This is a genomic window from Pseudonocardia petroleophila, assembly GCF_014235185.1.
Taxonomy (GTDB): Bacteria; Actinomycetota; Actinomycetes; order Mycobacteriales; family Pseudonocardiaceae; genus Pseudonocardia; species Pseudonocardia petroleophila.
In genome coordinates this window covers 2,107,422-2,126,615 of record NZ_CP060131.1, presented here as the reverse complement: position 1 = coordinate 2,126,615, position 19,194 = coordinate 2,107,422, and the positions used below count along the sequence as shown (strand labels likewise).

Here is a 19,194-nt window from a genome sequence, read left to right as displayed (position 1 = left end):
GGTCGTCGACCGGCGGCCGTCACGACGACGGGGGCGGCGCCGAGGTTGGGCTATGCTCGACGCGCACCATCAGCGAGAACGCACGAGTCCCAGGACGATCATACCCGCTCCGAGCGGCCGCCACCCTTCCCCAGAGGGCGCGTGTCGCCGACATCCCGGGTGCACGGAACGACGCGGACGCCGGCGACCCGGCGGCCGCCCACGACAGAAGGCGCGCATGCCCGACCCGACACCCCGAACGCTGCTCCCCGCACCCGACGGGCGGCCACCCACCGCCGCTGGAGAGCGTTTCGGCTCCCTCGGTCTCGCGGTCGGGCACCCCGGCGTGTCAAGGTTCGTCGGATCGTCGCCGGCAATCCTCAGGGGGACGTTGACGTGACCACCACCGAGCTCGGGGCCTCGTGGTCCGAGCGCCTCAACCCGCGCAACTGGTCGCTGGCGTGGAAGCTCATCGCCATCGGCCTGGTGCCGGCGCTGCTGGCGCTCGCGCTGGGTGTGCTGCGCATCTCCGACCAGGCGGGCGACGCGGCGACGCTGGGCACGAGCAACCGCCTGCTGGAGATCCGCGGTCAGGTCGCGGGCGCCGCCGACGCGCTGCGCCAGGAGCGCGACGAGGCCACCCTCTTCGTGGCCGCCGGCCGCACCGAGGACCGCGGCGTCCTCGACATCGGCATCGGCCAGACCGACGCCGACGTGCAGGAGGCGGTCGACGCCGTCGCGGGCGCCGGAGCGGACGAGTTCGACACCACCACGCGCAACGCGCTCACCGGCACGCAGGAGGCGCTGGGCCAGCTCGGCGCGCTGCGCACCGACGTCGCCACCAGCCAGAACACCGGCCCCGACCAGGTCGTCGACCGCTACAGCGCGGTCATCGCCCGCGTCGACGGGCTGGAGCGCGCCCTGCTGCGCCAGCTCCGCACCCCCGACGTCGCCGGACTGGCCGACGCCCTCACCGCCACCACCAGCGCCGGCGAGCAGCTCGCCGTGCAGCACACGGTGCTCGGTGCCGCGATCCGCGCGGGCCAGCTCCTCGACCCCGCCCGCGAGGAGAGCGTCGCCGCCGACAACCGGCTGGCCTCGGCCTACAGCGACTACCAGGTCGCGCTCACCCCGGAGCAGCTCGCCGCGTTCGGCACGTTCGACGGCGGCGACGCCACCGGCGCGCTGACCACCGTCAAGCAGCAGATCCTCGCCACCCCGCCCGACCGGCCGGTCGTCGTCGACCCGGCCCAGTGGGACGCGGCCTACGCCACGGCGCTCGCCGCAGTGCAGGAGTCCGGCTCGCTGATCCGCGACGACATGGTCGCCCGCAGCACCGCGGCCGAGGAGCGCGCCAGCAACCTGGCCGGCATCAACTCCGTGATCCTCATGCTCGGCCTGCTGGCCGGCATCACGATCGCGATCCTGGTCGCCCGGGCGCTGGTCCGGTCGCTGCGGGTGCTGCGCACCGCGGCCCTCGACGTCGCCGAGCGGCGCCTGCCGCAGGCGGTCGAGAGCATGCGCGCGGGCGACGCCCCCGACGTCACGGTCGACCCTGTGCCGCTGAACACCCGCGACGAGGTGGGCCAGGTGGCCCGCGCCTTCGACGCGGTGCACGGGCAGGCGATCCGCCTCGCGGCCGACCAGGCCGCGCTGCAGACCAACGTCAGCTCGATGTTCGTCAACCTCTCCCGCCGCAGCCAGGCCCTCGTCGAGCGCCAGCTGCAGCTCATCGAGCAGCTGGAGAGCAACGAGCAGGACCCCGACCAGCTGTCGAACCTGTTCCAGCTCGACCACCTCGCCACCCGCATGCGCCGCAACTCCGAGAACCTGCTGGTCCTCGCGGGCACCGACCTCGCCAAGCGCAACATCGCGCCGGTCCCGATGGTCGACGTCCTGCGCGCCGCGGTGTCGGAGATCGAGCAGTACCAGCGCATCGTCGTGCAGGCCCCGCCGACCACCACGATCGTCGGGCGCGCCGCGAGCGACCTCGTCCACCTGCTGGCCGAGCTGCTCGACAACGCCACCAACTTCTCCCCGCCCGACTCGCAGGTGGTCATGAGCACCACCCGCACCGCGGAGGGCGACATCCTCGTCGAGATCTCCGACCGCGGCGTCGGGATGATCGACTTCGAGCTGGCCGACGCCAACCAGCGCCTCGGCGGCCCGTCCGCGGTCGACGTCTCCGCGTCGCGCCGCATGGGCCTGTTCGTGGTCGGCCGCCTCGGCGCCCGCCACGACATCCAGGTGCAGCTGTCCACGTCGTCGACGGGCGGGGCCGGCACCGGTCTCACCGCGTCGGTCACCGTGCCCGCGCAGCTCGTGCCCACCACCGAGCGCGAGCTGGCCCGGCCGGTCCCCGCCGTCGCGCAGGGCGGGCGCGGCCCGTCCGCGTTCGACGTCCCGCCGCAGCGCGGCACCAGCAACGGCAACGGGCGGTCGCTGTCGGCCCTGGTCGCGGGCACCGACGGCCCGTCCACGCCTGCCTCGGCCTTCGACCCCGGCCCCGGCGGGTACCCGCCGGTCAACGGCTCGGCGGCCGCCACGCCGTCGCTGCCCACGCGGCGGCCCGGCTCGTCGCTGCACCCGGACGGCCCCTCGGTCGCCGAGCAGGCCCGCCAGGACCAGCTCGCCGCGGCCGAGCGGTCGCGCCAGGAGCGCTCCGACCAGGACGGCCCCGGCCCCGGCCCCGACGACGCCGGGCCGCCGGTCGTCGGGTCCACCGGTGACGGCTCCGACCACGACCGCGCCGACCACGACGCCGCCGACCACGACGCCGCCGACCGGGACGCCGCGGACACCGCCGCGGCCGGGGTCGACACCGCCGATCACGGGGCGGCCGCACAGCTCGACGGGACCGACGACGACACCGCCACCACGGCGTACGCGATCGTCGCCCCGCGCGAGCAGCCCGCCGCGGAGGCCGACCGCGCCCGCCACGTCCTCGCCGAGCCCGACGAGGACGAGCACGACGCCGCCGCGCACGACGCCGCCGACGAGGAGCCGGGGTCCGACGACCGGCCCGCCGACCCCTCCGACGACGCCGACTCCCCCGACGACGCGACCAGCGGCCCGGCCACCGGCCCCGCCGCCGGAGCGGCCGCCGCTGGTGCGGTCGCGGCGGGCGCCGCCTCCGATGGTCACCCGGCCGAGGAGCGCACCCCGGCGAACGGGGCGATGCCGCGCAACCCGTGGCCGCAGGGCGCGCCGCCGCACGCCCCCCAGCCCCCCACCGGCCGGCCCTTCGCCGCCCGGCCGCCGGTCGCCCAGCCGCCCGCCGCGGCTCCGGCGGGCTCCACCAACGGCAACGGCGCGGCCCCGCACACCGGCAACGGCACGGCCCCGACCGCGAACCCCGCGGCCGATCTCCCGGCCCCGCCCGCGCTGCCGCAGCGCCGCCCGTCTCCGGTCCGGCCGCCCGCGGCCGAGCCGACCGCCCCGGCGACCGCTCCGATCCCGGTGTCCCGGCAGGCGACGCCCCCGGCGCCGCCCACCTCGATGCCGCCCGCGCCGCCCGCCGCGCCGTCGTTCGCGGACGCACCGGGCCAGGAACCCGCCGACGGCCTGTTCGCGCCGAGCACGCCGGCCCAGCAGACCGAGGCCCCGGCGGCCCCGGCCGACGCCGTCCCGACGGGCCGGCCCGAGGGCAGCGGCTTCGAGCTCGGCGAGACCACCCCGATCTTCGAGGAGATCGCGTCGGCGTGGTTCCGCTCCAACCGGCCGCTCCCGGTCGACTGGGAGGCGGAGGCCCGGTCCGCGGGTCCGTCGCCGCAGGCCCGGCCCCGACCGGCCGCGGCGCTGCCGCCGTCGCTCCCGGTCCGTCCGGCCCGGCCGGTCGCCGGCCCGCCGCCGGTCGCGCCCCCCACGCCGGGGGTGCAGCCGTCCGCGGCTCCGCTGCCGTCCGCGCCCCAGCCGTCCACACCGCAGCCGTCCACACCGCAGCCGTCCGCGCAGCCGTCGTCGGCGCAGCCGCCGGCCCCGCCCGCGGCTCCGCTGCCGTCGCCGGTCCAGGCCGCACCGCCGGTGCGGGCCCAGCCGCCGGTGCAGCCGCGGCCCGCCCCGGCCGCGCCGCCCGTGCCGGCCGAGCCGGCCCCGGTGCTGTCCGCGCGGCCCGAGGCCTCCGCGTTCTCCACCTCCGCCGACGAGGGCTGGCTGGCGGCCAACAACGCCGCGCCGGTCACCGACCGGCCGGACGAGGTCACCGCGGCGGGGCTGCCGAAGCGCCGTCCGCGCGCGCGGCTCGTCCCGGGCAGTGCAGGATCGGCCGTGCTGGCCCCGCCCGTCTCCCCCGCACGGAGTGCGGAGAGCGTGCGCGGCCGGCTCGCCAGCTACCAGCAGGGTGTCCGTCAGGGGCGCGAGAGCAGGTACCGCGGCGACGCCAACGGTGCCACCGAGTCCGCCAACGCGGGCGGCAACCACGACGAGGAGCGACAGTGACAGCGCCACAGACACAGCCGAGCAGGTTCGGATGGCTGGTCACCAACTTCGCGGAGCGGGTCCCCGGCGTCGCGCACGCCATCGTGGTCTCGGCCGACGGCCTGCTCCTCACCAGCTCCGACCGCCTCCCCCGCGACCGGGCCGACCAGCTCGCCGCGGTGGCGTCGGGCCTGATCAGCCTCACGCAGGGCGCCGCCCGCTGCTTCGACGCGGGCGGGGTGGTGCAGACGGTCGTCGAGATGGACCGGGGCATCGTCCTGCTGATGTCGATCAGCGACGGGTCCTGTCTGGCCGTGCTGGCGTCACCGAGCTGTGACATCGGCCTGATCGGATACGAGATGACCCTGCTGGTCGACCGCGTCGGCCAGCTGCTGACCCCCGAGCTGCGCGCCGAGCTGCAGGGCTCCTTCGGGCCCTGAGCCCGGGCCCTGGAGCACGGCACGTCCCATCCACGATCGGTTGAAGAAGGCAGGTGATGTCCGATGACCTCCGGTCCCGACGACGAGCGCCGGCAACCCTCGGAGCCGACTTTCGCCGACGTCATGAACGGCTTCAGCTTCGACAGCGCGCGTCCGTCGCGCCGTCGACGCTGGGGTCGCAAGCGCACCGACGACGCCGAGCAGGCCGCCCCCGCGGCGGCCCCCTCCGCCGTCCCCGCCGCACGCCCGCCCGCCGAGCCGGTCACGCCCGGCCCGATGACCGGGCCGATCGACATGCGGGTCAACGACGCCGAGCAGTTCGGCGCAGGGGGCGGCGCGTCCGCCGTCCGGCCCTACGCGTGGACCCGCGGACGCACGAAGTCCGGCTTCGACCTGGCCATCGAGACACTGGTCTCCACGAGCCAGCGCGGCCGCGACCAGATGGGCCTGTTGCAGGTCGAACACCGCGCTGTGGCCGAGCTGTGCGAGGCCACGCGCTCGGTCGCCGAGGTGGCGGCCCTCCTCTCCCTGCCCCTGGGCGTCGCCCGGGTGCTGCTGGGCGACATGGCGGGCCTCGGCGTCGTCACCGTGCACCAGACCGCGAGCAGTGCCGGCAGCGCGCCGGACCTCGCCCTGATGGAAAGGGTTCTGAGTGGACTCCGTCGGCTCTAGGCCTCAGACGATCGCCACCGCGGCGACGATCTCGGCCAAGATCGTGGTGGCCGGGGGCTTCGGCGTCGGCAAGACCACGTTCGTGGGCTCGGTCTCCGAGATCGTCCCGCTCACCACCGAGGCCGTGATGACCGAGGCGAGCGCCGGTCACGACGACCTCACCGCCACCCCGAACAAGACCACCACGACGGTGGCCATGGACTTCGGCCGCGTCTCGCTGGACAAGGAGCTGATCCTCTACCTGTTCGGCACGCCGGGCCAGCACCGCTTCTGGTTCATGTGGGACGACCTGGTGCGCGGCGCGATCGGCGCGGTCGTCCTCGTCGACACCCGGCGCCTGGCCGACTCGTTCGCGGCCATCGACTTCTTCGAGGACCGCGGGCTGCCCTACGTGGTCGGCCTCAACTGCTTCGACGGGCTGCAGCAGCACCGCATCGAGGACGTGCGGGAGGCGATGTCCATCGACCCGGCCGTCCCGATCATCACCTGCGACGCCCGCAACCGGGAGTCGACGAAGGCCGCCCTGATCTCGCTGGTCGAGCACGCGATGGCCCACCGGATGGCCGCCCGCGCCGGACGCTGAGCGCCGGGTCAGTCCTCCACGAGCGCGATGGAGGTGATCCGGTGCAGCGGCACGCGGTGCAGCCCGCCGTCGGTGCGGTCGCGGCCCTCCACGACGCCGCCGCCGACGCTGAGCGGCTCGAGCACGCGCTCGCCCGCCACTCCGTGCCCGTCGACGAACCCGAGCCACACCGTCAGCTTCTCCTGGGCCGCGCGGCGCAGCGTGTCGAGCGTGCTCGACCGGCCGTTGGCGGCGCTGCGGCGCACGCCGGTCAGCGCGTCGCCCGCCCGCATGCGCGAGACCAGCGCGGTGAGCTGGGCGGGATCGGGCTGCGGCGGCAGACTGCGCTCGGGTGAGCGGCGGGCGGGCGTGGTGCGCCGCCCGCGGACCGCGAGGTCGAGCACCGCTCCACCGGTGTCCTCCGCCGCCGGGGTGAACCCGGCGGCGCGCAGCCCGTCGAGCAGCTCCACCAGCGGCAGCGGGCTCACGACGACCGTCGGGGCGATCCGGCGCAGCTCCAGCCCGATCGTGTCGGGGTGCGCGAGCACCTCGGAGATCAGCACCTCGTCGTCGGAGCGCAGGAAGGCGGCGGCCGCGCCGCCGCGCAGGCGGCCGTGGCGGCGCGCGACGTCGTCGACGAGGTAGGTCAGGCCCTGCGGCACGGGTGTGGCGGAGCGGCGCCTGAGGAGCTCGTGCAGGTCGGCGGCGCTGCGGCCGGCGTCGAGCGCCCGGCGGACGGTGGCCTCGGTGAACCGGTACACCGTGGCCCCGCCCGCGGACTCGACCTCCGCCACCAGGTCGAGCTCGCGCGCCAGCTCGGGCACGAGCGGGCCGGGCGCGACGGCGGTGAGGTCGGCCTGCAGGAGCACGTGGTCGACCGGCTCGGGCAGCGCGGCCCGCAGCGCGGCGACGATCCCCTCCGGGTCCTGCAGCACCGCGCGGCCGGGGGTGGACAGGGCGTCGAGGGCGACGACACCCAGCACGGTGCCCTCGGTGACCGCCCAGCCGACGACCTCGTCACGCAGCCGGCCGCCGCGGCGCGGGGCGCGCCAGGCGAGCAGGTCGGCCAGCGCGGCCGGGGAGGACGGGGCGGTGCCCGGCGGGAGCTCGGCGAGCCCGGCGAGGACGCGCCTGCGGTCGCGCGGGGCCAGTGGGCGGCGCACGGCGTCGGACAGCGGGCTGATCGGGCGCCCGGCGTCGTCCTTGCGGCCCACCAGCCCGGGCAGCCGCGGCAGCGCCAGCCAGGTGCGGGCCAGCAGCGACCAGCGCACCTCGGGGCCGCCGGCCAGCCACACGTCGGCGTGGGTGGTGGGCAGGAACTCCGCGGGCACGCCGTCGGTGCTGCCGACGAGGTCGGCGGCCACGACCAGCTCGACGAGCAGCGCCGCCGTCGGCTCGTCGACGTCCATCTCCTTCGCCGCGCGCCGCAGCTCGCGGACGCCGAGGCCCCCGGAGCGCAGCGCGGGCGGCGGGTTCCTCCCCCACGACGCGAGGAGCAGCTCCACCTGCCGCAGGACGCCCAGCGCGGCCCCGGCCGCCGTGCCGTCGACGACGTCGGCGCCGCGGTCGCGCGGCGCGATGTCGGGCGGGACGACCGTCACGGACCCCAGCGGCCGGTCACCGCGCAGGGCCAGCCCGACCTGGCGGGGCAGCTCGACGGTCTCCGGGTCGATGCGCAGCAGCAGGCCCCGGGCGAGCAGCCGACCGACGGGGGTGTCGCCCGCGGCCCGGCTGCGCCCGATCGGCGGGCCGGCGGCCAGGGTCTCCAGCACCCGCCGCTCCTCGTCGTCGACGCCGGCGAGCAGGTCGGGCAGGGCCGAGGACCCGGCGGGCCCCGTCGACGGCCGCCCGAGGCCCCCGGGGTGGCGCGGCACGACGTCGCGGACGGCGGGGACGGCCGAGAGCTCGCTGTCGGGGCCCCAGGCGATCGCGCGGGCGCGCAGCGCGTCGAGGGCGTCGGTCAGGACCGCGGCGGGGACGTCGGGGCCGAGGAGGCGGGCGACCTCGGCCCGGGGCACGGACGCGGTGTCGGCGTCGGCCACGGCGAGGGCCTCGAGCACCGCGAGGGTGACGGTGTCGAGCTCGTCGCAGGCGCGGTGGACGGAGGCCCGGATCGCGGCGCGGGTGGCGAGCACGGTGACGTCGGCGGGCGGGGGCACCCCGAGGTCGGGCCGCAGCGCGAGGAGCCGGGCGAGCGTGTCGTCGTCCTGGGCGCGCAGCCAGTCGACCAGCGGCGTGGGCACCGGTCCACGGTAGTCGGTGCCGTGGGAGATACTGGCGGTCGACCACCGACACCTGGAGGAACCGTGGCGAAGGCCGCCCCCGCAGGACGCATCGACCCCACCTGGCCGGAGCTGCCGGAGGGCGAGCACCCCGTCTCCGAGCTCGCCAGCCCCGTGCAGGGCTCGCTGTCCCCCTTCGGCGACGTCGAGTTCCCGCTCGACGAGGTGCCCTACGTGCACCCCGTCACGGAGATCAACCGCTGACCGACCGGACGACGGTCACCGGGCTGCTCCTCGCGGCCGGTGCGGGGCGGCGGATGGGCGGGCCCAAGGCGCTCGTCGGGATCGACGGCGAGCCGCTGGTCCGCCGGGCCCTGCGGGTGCTCGCCGACGGCGGCTGCGCGCCCCTGGTCGTGGTGCTGGGCGCCGCGGCCGACGAGGTGCGCGCGGTGCTGCCCGCGGGTGTGCGGGCGGTCGAGGCCGCCGACTGGTCCTCCGGGATGGGGGCGTCGCTGCGCGCGGGCCTCGCCGCCCTCGACGCCGACACCGCACTCGTGCACCTGGTGGACCTGCCCGGGGTCACCGCGGAGGCGGTGGCGCGGCTCGTGGCCGGGCCGGTGGGGCCGCGGACGCTGCGCCGCGCGGCCTACGACGGCCGTCCGGCCCATCCCGTGCTGCTCGGGCGCTCGCACTGGGCCGCGGTGTCCGCGTCGGCCACCGGTGACGCCGGGGCCCGCGCCTACCTGGGCGGCAACCCCGACGTCGAGCTGGTGGAGTGCGGCGACGTCGCCGATCCCGACGACGTCGACACCCCGGAGGCGCTCGCCCGGTTCGCGGATCAGAGCGACAGGCGCTGACCCTCGCGGATCATGTTCGGGTTCGCCGCGAGGCCCGGGTTCTTCTCGACGATGGCCTGCCAGCCGCCGGCCACGCCCTGGGCGCTCGCGATGCGGCTGAGCGTGTCGCCGCGCTGCACGACGTAGCCGCCGTCGGTGGTGGGGGCGCTCAGGCGCACCCGCTCCGGCTCGGCGGCCGGGGCGGAGCGCTGCGAGGGCGCCTCGCCGCGCACGCCGGTCTGGCGCGAGCAGCTCGGCCAGGCGTTCCAGCCCTGGACGGCGAGCACCCGCTCCGCGACGACGATCTGCTCCGCGCGGCTGGCCTGGTAGGCGACCGGGGCGAACTCGCCGCCGCCGAACCCGCGCCACGTGGTCGGGGAGAACTGCAGGCCGCCGTGGTAGCCGTTGCCGGTGTTGATGTCCCACCGGCCACCGCTCTCGCACTGGGCGAGGCGGTCCCAGGCGCTGTCCGGCGCGGCGCTCGCGGCGGGGGCCGCGACCACGAGCGGGACGCCGGCGACGGCTCCGGCGAGCGCGGTGCGGGCGATCGCCCGTCCGGCGCCGTCGAACCTCGCGGGGGCACGGTGACGGCCGCGGTATCGAGCCATGGGACTTCTCCGGCGCGGCGCACGAACGCGGGCGGGGAGCGGCCGGTCCGTTCCTGTCCCACGCGGAATCCGTGAGGAGGTCGGGTCTCCGGGTCGCCGGACAGGGGAGCGCTGCGACACCGGGGGCCGTCCGGATCGGGGGTCCGGGCGGCCGTCGGCGACGCTACGTGCGGCTGGGGCGGACTCCAAGACGGCGTGTCCGCGCGACTCGCCGTCCAACCTGGACAGGGCCCACCCGATGGGGTGACGTCTGCGCAGGTCACCGCGACCGCCAGTCACGACGTGCGTCACCGGAAAGGGTTGCGCCGATGTGATGCACATCACGTGGGTCGGCGGTTCCGTGGCGGCCGACACGTCGCGGAGGCGGCGCCGTAGGGTCTGCGTCGTGGAGCTGACGCACGTGGACGAGGCCGGCGCGGCCCGGATGGTCGACGTCACCGACAAGGTGGCGACGGCGCGGACCGCGGTGGCGACGGGGGTGCTGCGCACCACCGCGGAGGTGGTCGACCTGCTGCGCCGCGACGGGCTGCCCAAGGGCGACGCGCTGGCGACCGCCCGCATCGCCGGGATCATGGGCGCCAAGCGCACGCCGGACCTCGTGCCGCTGTGCCACCCGATCGCGCTGAGCGGCGTCGTCGTCGACCTCACGCCCGACGGTGCCGAGGTCGGCATCCGCGCCACCGTGCGCACCACCGACCGCACGGGCGTCGAGATGGAGGCGCTGACGGCCGTCGCCGTGGCCGGGCTGGCGCTGCACGACATGGTCAAGGCCGTCGACCCGGCCGCGGTGCTCGACCACGTCCGCGTCGAGCGCAAGGACGGCGGCAAGACGGGCACCTGGGTCCGACCGGAGGACCGCTCGTGAAGCGCGCCCGGGTCGTCACCGCCTCCAACCGCGCCGCGGCGGGCGTCTACGCCGACCGCGGCGGGCCGCTGATCGCCGACTGGCTGCGCGAACACGGCTACGACACGCCCGACCCCGCCGTCGTGCCCGACGGGGAGCCGGTCGGCGACGCACTGCGCGCCGCGGTCGCCGACGGCGTCGACGTCGTGATCACCACGGGCGGCACCGGCATCTCGCCGACCGACGCCACGCCGGAGGTCACCCGCGGCGTCCTGGACTACGAGGTGCCCGGGCTGGCCGACGCGATCCGCGCCGCGGGCGCGCCGACCGTGCCGACCGCCGTGCTCTCGCGCGGCCTCACCGGTGTCGCGGGCCGCACGCTGGTCGTGAACCTCCCCGGATCGACGGGGGGAGTCCGCGACGGTCTCGGTGTGCTCGCGGGAGTGCTCGACCACGCCGTGGACCAGCTCAGAGGAGGCGACCACACATGACGATCGTCCTACGTGCCGCGGTGGGCGAGGAGCCCCTCGACGTCGCCGAGCACGCCGCACTGGTCGACCACGCCGCCGCGGGCGCCGTGGTGACGTTCGCGGGCGTCGTGCGCGACCACGACGGCGGCCGTGCGGTGCGCGGGCTGGAGTACAGCGCGCACCCCACGGCCGGGTCCGTCGTGGAGCAGGTGGCCGCCGACGTGGCGGCCCGGGCGACCGGCGTCCGCGCCATCGCGGTGAGCCACCGGGTGGGCCGCCTGGAGATCGGCGAGGTCGCGCTGGCGTGCGCGGTCGCCGCCGATCACCGCAAGGAGGCGTTCGACACCTGCGCCGAGCTCGTCGAGGAGGTGAAGCGCCTGCTGCCGGTCTGGAAGCACCAGGCGTTCGCCGACGGGTCCGACGAGTGGGTCAACTCGACCTGATCGGTCGGTGGGGTCAGACCTGGATCGACTGACCGACGCGCAGCACGTTCGGGTTGCTGAGCACGTCGCTGTTCTGGCTCCACAGCTGCTGCCACGTGGTGCCGTTCGCGGCGGCGATCTTGGAGAGCGTGTCGCCCGAGCGGACGGTGTAGTTGCCGCCGCCGGACGACGACGGCGCGGCGGCCGGGGCCTCGACGGGGGCGGAGGCGCGGACGCGGGTGGGCTCGGCGGAGCCGTTGAGCCCGAGCTTGCGGGAGCAGCTGGGCCAGGCGCCCCAGCCCTGCGCGGCGAGGGTGCGCTCGGCGACGGCGATCTGCTCGCTGCGGCTGGCCTGGTGCGGCATGCCGGAGCCGCCGAAGGCGCGCCAGGTGGTGGGGCTGAACTGCAGGCCACCGTAGTAGCCGTTGCCCGTGTTGATGCTCCAGTTGCCACCGCTCTCGCACTGGGCCAGGCGGTCCCAGTCGGAGTCGGGTGCGGCGTTGGCGGTTCCGGCGAGGGCGAGGGGGGCGCCCACGACAACTGCGCCGGCGACAGCCAGCCGCAGGAGACTTCGGCCCGTGGTGAATGCAGGTCGAGAAGTCATTTTCAATGCTCTCCAATTCGCGCCGTATCGGAGGACGTGCTCGTCGGCGGTAGGGAGTGATCCGCTGACGCGTCCTTTGCCGGTTCCGCGACCACCGTCGTGCAGTGGCCGGGAATCGGCGTCCTCATCCCTGTCCCGTATTCATCTCGACGGACCGGAGCCGCGGGACAGGGTGTGGCGCGACGGTTCCGGATGCATTCTCGGACGATCCTCGCGGATCGACCGACGGACGACGCTACGAGCCGGAACAGGCAGAACGGCAAACTTCTGCCGAGTGACGATCGTCACGGTAACGGCAGCATTACGTGGGCGATACGTGAACATCACCAGGTCACGCGCATGACATCACGGGTCGATCACGGTCGAACCAATGCGTCCAAAGTGAAAGTATTGCCGAACCCGTCACACCTTTCGGTCGACCCAGCGTCATGACCCGTGCACCCACCGCGAGGGGCCGGCGGCCCGAGGTGGCCTGCACCCCGGCGGTCCGTCATGCTGGAGCCGTGAACGATCGCCCCGCAGGTCCGGCGGACTCCCCCGCCGCGTTGGCCGCCGCTCTGCGCTCCACCGGATATCTCGCCGACGACGGGCTGGCGACCGCCACGTTCCTCGCCATGCAGATGAATCGACCCCTGTTCTGCGAGGGCGAACCCGGAACGGGCAAGACCGCGCTGGCCCAGGCGCTCGCCCAGGTGCTGGGCGCGAAACTGATCCGGCTGCAGTGCCACGACGGGATCGACGCCTCGCAGGCGCTCTACGACTGGGACTTCCCGCGCCAGCTGCTGCACCTGCGCGCGCTCGAGGCCACCGCGGGCAGCGGCGCCCTCGACACCGACGCCGTCGAGGCCTCCCTCTACGACCCGCGCTTCCTGCTGGCCCGCCCGATCCTCGAGGCCCTGCAGACCACGCCGAGCGTGCTGCTGATCGACGAGATCGACCGCGCCGACGACGAGTTCGAGGCCTTCCTGCTGGAGGTGCTCACCGAGCACGCCGTCACCATCCCGGAGATCGGCGAGATCCGGGCGACGGTCCCGCCGCTGGTGGTGCTCACCTCCAACCGCACGCGCGAGGTGCACGACGCCCTCAAGCGGCGCTGCCTCTACCTGTGGCTCGACCACCCCGACCTGCAGCGCGAGATCGAGATCCTGCACTCCCGGCTGCCCGGGATCCCCGAGCGGCTCGCGGCCCAGGTGGCCGGGGCCGTCCGCGCACTGCGCCAGGCCGACCTCCTCAAGCCCCCCGGCGTCGCGGAGACCATCGACTGGGCCCGCGCGCTGCAGCTGGTCGGCGCGAGCCACCTCGACGTGGACAGCGCGGCGGCCACCCTCGGCGCCGTCCTCAAGTACCGCGAGGACGCCGACCGCGTCCGCAAGCAGCTCGACACCCTGCTCGCCTCCTGAGGGGCCCGTGACCAGCACCGAGGTCCCGGTCGGCGACCCCATCGAGGGGCTCGTCGGCTTCACCGTCGTCCTGCGCGCCGCGGGGCTGGCCGTCACCACCGACCGCGTGGCGGCCTTCCTGGCCGCCCTCGACGCGCTCGACGTCACCAGCCGCACCCAGACTTACTGGGCCGGCCGGCTCACCCTGTGCTCCGACCCCGACGACCTGCCGCGCTACGACCGCGCGTTCGACGACTGGTTCACCCCGCCCCGCGGGGGCGGCCGCACCCGCGTCGTCGACGAGCGCAAGCCCCCGCCGCCGAAGCTGGCCGCGCTCACGCCGTCGACGCAGGGCGAGTCCGACGAGGACGACGCAGGCGAGAGCACCCAGGTCTTCGCGCGGGCCAGCGGCAACGAGGTGCTCCGCAACCGCGACCTCGCCGAGCTCACCCCGGCCGAGCGCGAGCACCTGCGCCGGCTCCTCGCGCTGCTGCGCCCCGAGCTGCCGACGCGCCGCTCCCGGCGCCTGCGCCCGTCCCGCCACGGCCCGACCGACCCGGGCCGCACCCTGCGCGCCGCGCTGCGCGACCAGGGCGAGCTGCGCCGCCTGCACCACCGCGACCACTCCCGCCGCCCGCGCCGGGTCGTCCTGCTCGTCGACGTCTCCGGGTCGATGGAGCCCTACGCCGACGCCCTGCTGCGCTTCGCCCACGTCGTCGTCCGGCGCTCGCCCGGGACCGTCGAGGCGTTCACGCTCGGCACCCGGCTCACCCGCATCACCCGCGAGCTGCGGATGCGCGACGCCGACCGCGCGCTCGCCGCGGCGGGCCGCGCCATCCCGGACTGGTCCGGCGGCACCCGGCTCGGCGAGGTCATGCGCGCGTTCGTCGACCGCTGGGGGCAGCGCGGCGCGGCCCGGCGCGCGGTCGTCGTCGTGTTCTCCGACGGCTGGGAGCGCGGCGAGACCGACCTGCTCGGCGTGCAGATGTCGCGGCTGCACCGGCTCGCGCACAAGCTCGTCTGGGTCAACCCGCACGCGGGGAAGGACGGGTACGCCCCGGTGCAGGGCGGAATAGTCGCCGCCCTACCGTACTTGGACGATCTGCTGGCCGGGCACAGCCTGGCCACCCTGGAAGAGCTTCTCGAGGTGGTTCGGAATGCGTGACGTACTGGGCAAGCTCGACGAGTGGTGGGCCAAGGGCGAGACGGCCGCGCTCGCCACGGTCGTCGGCACCTACAGCTCCGCGCCCCGCCAGCCCGGCGCGTCGATGCTGATCGGGCCGGGCGGCGAGGCCGTCGGCAGCGTGTCGGGCGGCTGCGTCGAGGGTGCGGTCTACGAGCTGGGCCAGGAGGTGCTGGCCGACGGGCGCCCGCTGTTCCAGCGCTACGGCGTGTCCGACGAGGACGCCTTCACCGTGGGCCTGACCTGCGGCGGGATCATCGACATCTTCGTGGAGAAGGTGAACCCGGAGACCTACGCCGAGCTCGGCCGGATCGCCGAGGCGATCCGCGACGAGTCCCCGGTCGCGGTGGCCACCGTCATCGCCGGGCCGGCCGAGCGCCTGGGCACGCGGCTGATCGTGTGGCCCGACCACGTCGAGGGCGGCACCGGCTCCCCCCGGCTCGACGACGCCATCCGCGACGACGCGCGCGGCCTGCTCGACGCGGGCCGCAACGGCCAGGTCACCTACGGCGTCGACGGCCAGCGCCGCGGCGAGGGCCTGACCGTGTTCGTCGAGTCCTTCGCCCCGCCGCCCCGCATGATCGTGTTCGGCGCGATCGACTTCGCGGCGGCCGTCGCCCGCATGGGCAGCTTCCTCGGCTTCCGGGTCACGGTCTGCGACGCGCGGCCGGTGTTCGCCACGGCGTCGCGGTTCCCGGGGGCCAACGAGGTCGTCGTGGAGTGGCCGCACCGCTACCTGCAGGCCGAGGCCGACGCCGGGCGCATCGACAAGCGCACGGTGCTCTGCGTGCTCACCCACGACCCCAAGTTCGACGTGCCGCTGCTGGAGGTCGCGCTGCGGCTGCCCGAGGTCGCCTACATCGGCGCGATGGGCTCGCGGCGCACCCACGACGACCGGCTGGAGCGGTTGCGCGAGAAGGGGCTCACTGAGGCCGAGCTCGCGCGCATGTCCTCGCCGATCGGGCTCGACCTCGGCGCCCGCACCCCGGAGGAGACGGCCGTGTCGATCGCCGCGGAGATGATCGCGCAGCACTGGGGCGGGGCGGGCATCCGCCTCGCGGAGCGCGAGGGGCCCATCCACGTCGGCTGATCCCGTCCGGACGGGGAGGGTCGGTTCGGGCGACTGCGGCATCGGGACCACCGGGGCTGTCCGATCGGGCCAGACCGCACCCTTCTGCCCCGCCCACTCGGCCCGGACCTCTTGTAACCTCGACGACGCTGTGCATCACGTCACCTCGGGTGCACGGGCCGAAGCAATGCAAGGGGGCAATGTGGTCCTCGTCGGAGAAGCGCGCCGGGTCGGCGACTCGGTGCTGCTCGCTCGACGCAGCCCGGAGCAGCGTTCCGAGCACCAGCCGCTGCGGCTGTCCAAGTTCCATGCCCCGGAGATCGTGTTCGGCGAGGGATCGCTGTCCGAGGCCGCGCACGCCGCGGGTCGCCTCGGGGCGCGGCGGCCGTTCGTCGTCACCGACCCGGGCGTCATGGAGGCGGGCTGGCCCGCGGAGCTGCTGGCGCAGCTGACCGCGGCCGGGCTCGCACCGCAGGTGTGGCTGGACCTCACGCCCAACCCGAAGGACCACGAGATCCAGGCGGGCTACGAGCGCTACCTCGAGTCCGGCTGCGACGTCGTGCTCGGCATCGGCGGCGGCTCCGTCATCGACGCGGCCAAGGGCGTCGCGCTGCTCGCCGCCAACGGCGGGCGGATCCTCGACTACGAGGGCATCGACCGGATCGCGCACCCGATCCCCCCGCTGATCATGATGCCCACCACGTCGGGCACCGGCGCCGACGTCTCCCAGTTCTGCATCGTCACCGACACTGAGCGGCACACCAAGATCACGATCATGGGCCGGGCCCTCGTCCCGGACGTCTCCGTCGTCGACCCGCGGCTGCTGGTCACGATGCCGGAGTGGCTCAACGCCGCCACCGGCCTCGACGCGCTCACCCACGGCATCGAGGCCTTCGTCTCGCTGGCCCACGGGCCGCTCACCGACCACCACGCGCTGCAGGCGATCTCCCTGGTCAACTCCAACCTCGCCGAGACGATGCTGCGCCCGCGCAACGCGGAGGCCCGCTCGCTGATGGCGCAGGCCGCCCTGGAAGCGGGGCTGGCGTTCACCAACGCGATCCTCGGCGCCACGCACGCCATGAGCCACCAGGTCGGCGGGATGCTCGACCTGCCGCACGGCGTCGTCAACGGGGTGCTGCTGCCGCACGTCATCCGCTTCAACGGCGCCGACTCCCCCGAGCGCTTCGTCCCGATCGCGCAGGCGATGGGCCTGGACGTGCTCGGCGCTCCCGCCACCGAGGCCGTGCACCTGGTCGCGGAGTCCGTGCGCGAGCTGGGCGACGAGGTCGGCGTGCCGAAGGGGCTGTCCTCCCTCGGCGTCACCGACGCCGACATCCCGCGGCTGGCCCAGCTCACCCTCGGCGACGCCTGCCTGACGACGAACCCGCGCGGCGCGTCGTTCGACGACATCGAGAGCCTGTTCCGGGCGGCGATGTGACGGCCAGGTGACCACCGCGGCGTGGCCCCCCAAGCGCACCCCGGCCCGGCCCCGGCCCGACCTCGAGGCGCTCACCGGCCTGCGGTCGGGCAAGCCGCACTACTACCCGGAGTACCGGGTGTCCGCGGAGCGCATGCGCCGCGTCATCCACGCGCTGGAGCGGATCTCCGCCGCGCTCGTCCGCACGATGGAGGGGTCCGAGGCACTGGTGCGGGCCGTCGTCGAGGCGGCGGCCAACCACCTCTCCGCCGAGTGGGTCGCGTTCGCCCTCGTCGACGGGGAGCTGCCCGACGCCCGCCCGCGCCACCTCGTGCGCGGCCCGGACAGCGCCGAGTGGCCCGACCTGGCGACGGTCCCGGTGCGGATCCGCGACCACGTCCGGCACATCCACACCGGCCGCGCCGACGACCACCCCCATCCCGCCGAGGTCACCCGCCGGCACCTGCACGTGCCCGTGCGGCTCGACGGACGGGTCGTCGGCGGGTTCATCGCGTGGACGCCCGAGGAGCGCGAGATCGACGGCACCGACCAGTCGGTGCTGCGCATCCTGGCCGGTCAGACGGCCGCGGCGCTGCAGAACTGCGCGCTGCACGAGCACTCGGCCCGGCTCTACGCCCACGCCACGCAGCAGGCCGACGACCTCAAGGCCCGCAACGACCAGCTCGTCGCCACCCAGGCCGAGCTGGGGGCCGCCCGCCAGCGCGAGGTGCTCGACGTCGAGCGGCACCGGATCGCGCGCGAGCTGCACGACAGCGTCACCCAGTACGCGCTCTCGGCGGGCATGCACATCGAGCTCGTGCGCTCCGAGATCGACGACGAGCGGCTGCGCGGCCAGCTCGACACCGCGAAGGACCTCACCCGCCGCGCGGTCGAGCAGCTGCGCTCGGCGATCTACGCCCTCAACGAGCGCGACGGCTGCGCCGACGAGGACCTGCCGTCGATGCTGCGGCGCCTGTCCGGCGTGCACATGCCCGACGAGCTGCGCGTCGAGGTGCGGATCGGCGGCAAGCCGGTGGCGCTGCCCGCCGACTGCGAGCAGTCGCTGTTCCGGATCGCGGGCGAGGCCCTGTTCAACACCGCGGTGCACGCCGACGCGAGCAGGGCCGTCGTGCGGCTGGCCTACACCTGCGGGCAGGTCCGGCTGACGATCTCCGACGACGGCCGCGGCAGCCCCGACGCCGTCCGGCGCAGCCTGCGGGCCAGCGTCGTCGCCCCGTCCGGCGAGCACCGCGGACTGGTCAACATGCAGACCCGCGCCCGCGAGCTGGGCGGGTCGCTGACGTTCCGGCGGGCCCGGCTCGGCGGGCTGCAGGTGCAGGTGGACGTCCCCGTCCCCTGCGCACCCGACAGGAGCACGCCGTGAACGCCGCCACCCGTACCGAGCCCCCGACGCGCGCCCGGCCGATGCCGACGCGGATCGTGCTCGTCGACGACCACTCGATCATGCGACAGGGACTGCGCGCGGTGCTGGAGCGCGAGGACGACCTGCGCGTCGTCGGCGAGGCCGGCACCCCGAACGACGCCATCGCCGCCGTCGCCGCCTCCCGGCCGCACGTCGTGCTGCTCGACCTCAAGCTCACCGCGGGCCCCCAGACCGACGGCCTCGACGTCTGCCGCCGCCTCTGCGCCGCCCACCCCGGCCTCGGCGTGCTCGTGCTCACCACGTTCGCCGAGGACCGGCTCGTCGTGGAGTCGGTGCAGGCGGGCGCGCGCGGGTACGTCGTCAAGGACGTCGACACGACCGAGCTGGTGCGCGCGATCCGGGCCGTCTCGCGCGGGGAGAGCGCGTTCGACGCCCGCAGCGCGTCGGCGATGGTCCGGTCGCTCTCCGGCGGCGTCCCGGACCGGGAGCGGCTCACCGAGCGCGAGCTCGACGTCCTGCGCCTGCTCGCCCGCGGCCTGTCCAACCGCGCGATCGGCGCGGAGCTGTTCATCTCCGAGACCACGGTGAAGTTCCACGTCGGCAACCTCATGCGCAAGCTGATGGTGAGCCGCCGCGCCGAGGCCGTCTACGCCGCGACGAAGCTCGGCCTGCTCTGACTCCGGCGCT

Annotated in this window: 16 protein-coding genes and 1 pseudogene; 14 read left to right on the top strand and 3 right to left on the bottom strand. The window is 75.5% G+C overall.

All coding sequences use genetic code 11. The annotated features are described in order from the left end of the window. Window positions 1–375: 375 nt before the first annotated feature. From H6H00_RS10750 to H6H00_RS10735, 4 genes are all read left to right on the top strand, one after another. Complete coding sequence (locus tag H6H00_RS10750; RefSeq protein WP_185721141.1) at window positions 376–4,416, top strand: sensor histidine kinase; 4,041 nt, start codon at window positions 376–378, stop codon at window positions 4,414–4,416. Then, window positions 4,413–4,835: a roadblock/LC7 domain-containing protein gene (locus tag H6H00_RS10745; RefSeq protein WP_185721140.1), complete on the top strand. Its 423-nt coding sequence runs from the start codon at window positions 4,413–4,415 to the stop codon at window positions 4,833–4,835. The genes H6H00_RS10750 and H6H00_RS10745 overlap by 4 nt, the downstream gene beginning before the upstream one ends. A gap of 63 nt (window positions 4,836–4,898) precedes the next feature. After that, window positions 4,899–5,507 (top strand): DUF742 domain-containing protein, encoded by a 609-nt coding sequence (locus H6H00_RS10740; protein WP_185721139.1) that lies wholly within the window; start codon window positions 4,899–4,901, stop codon window positions 5,505–5,507. After that, window positions 5,488–6,090, top strand: coding sequence for a GTP-binding protein (locus H6H00_RS10735; RefSeq protein ID WP_185721138.1), 603 nt, complete (start codon window positions 5,488–5,490; stop codon window positions 6,088–6,090). Before H6H00_RS10740 ends, H6H00_RS10735 begins: the two co-directional genes overlap by 20 nt. Before the next feature lie 8 nt (window positions 6,091–6,098). Here H6H00_RS10735 and H6H00_RS10730 read toward each other — a convergent pair whose 3' ends face one another. Next, complete coding sequence (locus H6H00_RS10730) at window positions 6,099–8,312, bottom strand: helicase-associated domain-containing protein (RefSeq protein WP_185721137.1); 2,214 nt, start codon at window positions 8,310–8,312, stop codon at window positions 6,099–6,101. Between the two features lie 63 nt (window positions 8,313–8,375). On the opposite strand from H6H00_RS10730, the gene H6H00_RS10725 reads away from it, so the two are divergent. Next, complete coding sequence (locus H6H00_RS10725; RefSeq protein WP_185721136.1) at window positions 8,376–8,555, top strand: hypothetical protein; 180 nt, start codon at window positions 8,376–8,378, stop codon at window positions 8,553–8,555. After that, a complete protein-coding gene (locus tag H6H00_RS10720; protein ID WP_255425828.1) occupies window positions 8,552–9,148 on the top strand; it encodes a nucleotidyltransferase family protein in 597 nt (198 codons plus the stop codon). Before H6H00_RS10725 ends, H6H00_RS10720 begins: the two co-directional genes overlap by 4 nt. Here H6H00_RS10720 and H6H00_RS10715 read toward each other — a convergent pair. Beyond that, window positions 9,130–9,735, bottom strand: a complete 606-nt coding sequence (locus H6H00_RS10715) for a LysM peptidoglycan-binding domain-containing protein (RefSeq protein WP_185721134.1) — start codon at window positions 9,733–9,735, stop codon at window positions 9,130–9,132. The two genes, H6H00_RS10720 and H6H00_RS10715, sit on opposite strands and share 19 nt — an antisense overlap. Before the next feature lie 385 nt (window positions 9,736–10,120). Here H6H00_RS10715 and moaC point away from each other — a divergent pair, with 385 nt between their 5' ends. Both moaC and H6H00_RS32980 read left to right on the top strand, forming a co-directional pair. Next, the gene (gene moaC / locus H6H00_RS10710; RefSeq protein ID WP_185721133.1) at window positions 10,121–10,600 is read left to right on the top strand and encodes a cyclic pyranopterin monophosphate synthase MoaC; all 480 of its coding nucleotides are present in this window, start codon (window positions 10,121–10,123) and stop codon (window positions 10,598–10,600) included. After that, window positions 10,597–11,492: pseudogene (locus tag H6H00_RS32980) on the top strand (molybdenum cofactor biosynthesis protein MoaE). The gene moaC and the pseudogene H6H00_RS32980 overlap by 4 nt, the downstream one beginning before the upstream one ends. A gap of 13 nt (window positions 11,493–11,505) precedes the next feature. Here the strand turns inward: H6H00_RS32980 and H6H00_RS10695 are convergent. Next, on the bottom strand, window positions 11,506–12,006 hold the full coding sequence (locus tag H6H00_RS10695; protein ID WP_379539751.1) for a LysM peptidoglycan-binding domain-containing protein: 501 nt from the start codon (window positions 12,004–12,006) through the stop codon (window positions 11,506–11,508). A 572-nt stretch (window positions 12,007–12,578) separates the two neighbouring features. Here H6H00_RS10695 and H6H00_RS10690 point away from each other — a divergent pair. The 6 genes from H6H00_RS10690 to H6H00_RS10665 all read left to right on the top strand — a co-directional run bounded on the left by H6H00_RS10690 (window position 12,579) and on the right by H6H00_RS10665 (window position 19,184). Beyond that, window positions 12,579–13,475 (top strand): AAA family ATPase, encoded by an 897-nt coding sequence (locus tag H6H00_RS10690; RefSeq protein ID WP_255425685.1) that lies wholly within the window; start codon window positions 12,579–12,581, stop codon window positions 13,473–13,475. A gap of 7 nt (window positions 13,476–13,482) precedes the next feature. Next, window positions 13,483–14,619 carry a vWA domain-containing protein gene (locus tag H6H00_RS10685; protein WP_185721129.1) on the top strand — a complete coding sequence of 379 codons (1,137 nt, stop codon included), beginning with the start codon at window positions 13,483–13,485 and terminating at the stop codon, window positions 14,617–14,619. Continuing rightward, window positions 14,612–15,727 carry an XdhC family protein gene (locus H6H00_RS10680; RefSeq protein WP_185721128.1) on the top strand — a complete coding sequence of 372 codons (1,116 nt, stop codon included), beginning with the start codon at window positions 14,612–14,614 and terminating at the stop codon, window positions 15,725–15,727. The genes H6H00_RS10685 and H6H00_RS10680 overlap by 8 nt, the downstream gene beginning before the upstream one ends. Before the next feature lie 181 nt (window positions 15,728–15,908). Continuing rightward, window positions 15,909–17,144: an iron-containing alcohol dehydrogenase gene (locus H6H00_RS10675; protein ID WP_344736538.1), complete on the top strand. Its 1,236-nt coding sequence runs from the start codon at window positions 15,909–15,911 to the stop codon at window positions 17,142–17,144. 7 nt (window positions 17,145–17,151) lie between these two features. Then, window positions 17,152–18,507: a MadS family sensor histidine kinase gene (locus H6H00_RS10670; protein ID WP_255425684.1), complete on the top strand. Its 1,356-nt coding sequence runs from the start codon at window positions 17,152–17,154 to the stop codon at window positions 18,505–18,507. A gap of 41 nt (window positions 18,508–18,548) precedes the next feature. Then, complete coding sequence (locus H6H00_RS10665) at window positions 18,549–19,184, top strand: MadR family response regulator transcription factor (protein WP_185722330.1); 636 nt, start codon at window positions 18,549–18,551, stop codon at window positions 19,182–19,184. Window positions 19,185–19,194: the final 10 nt, after the last annotated feature.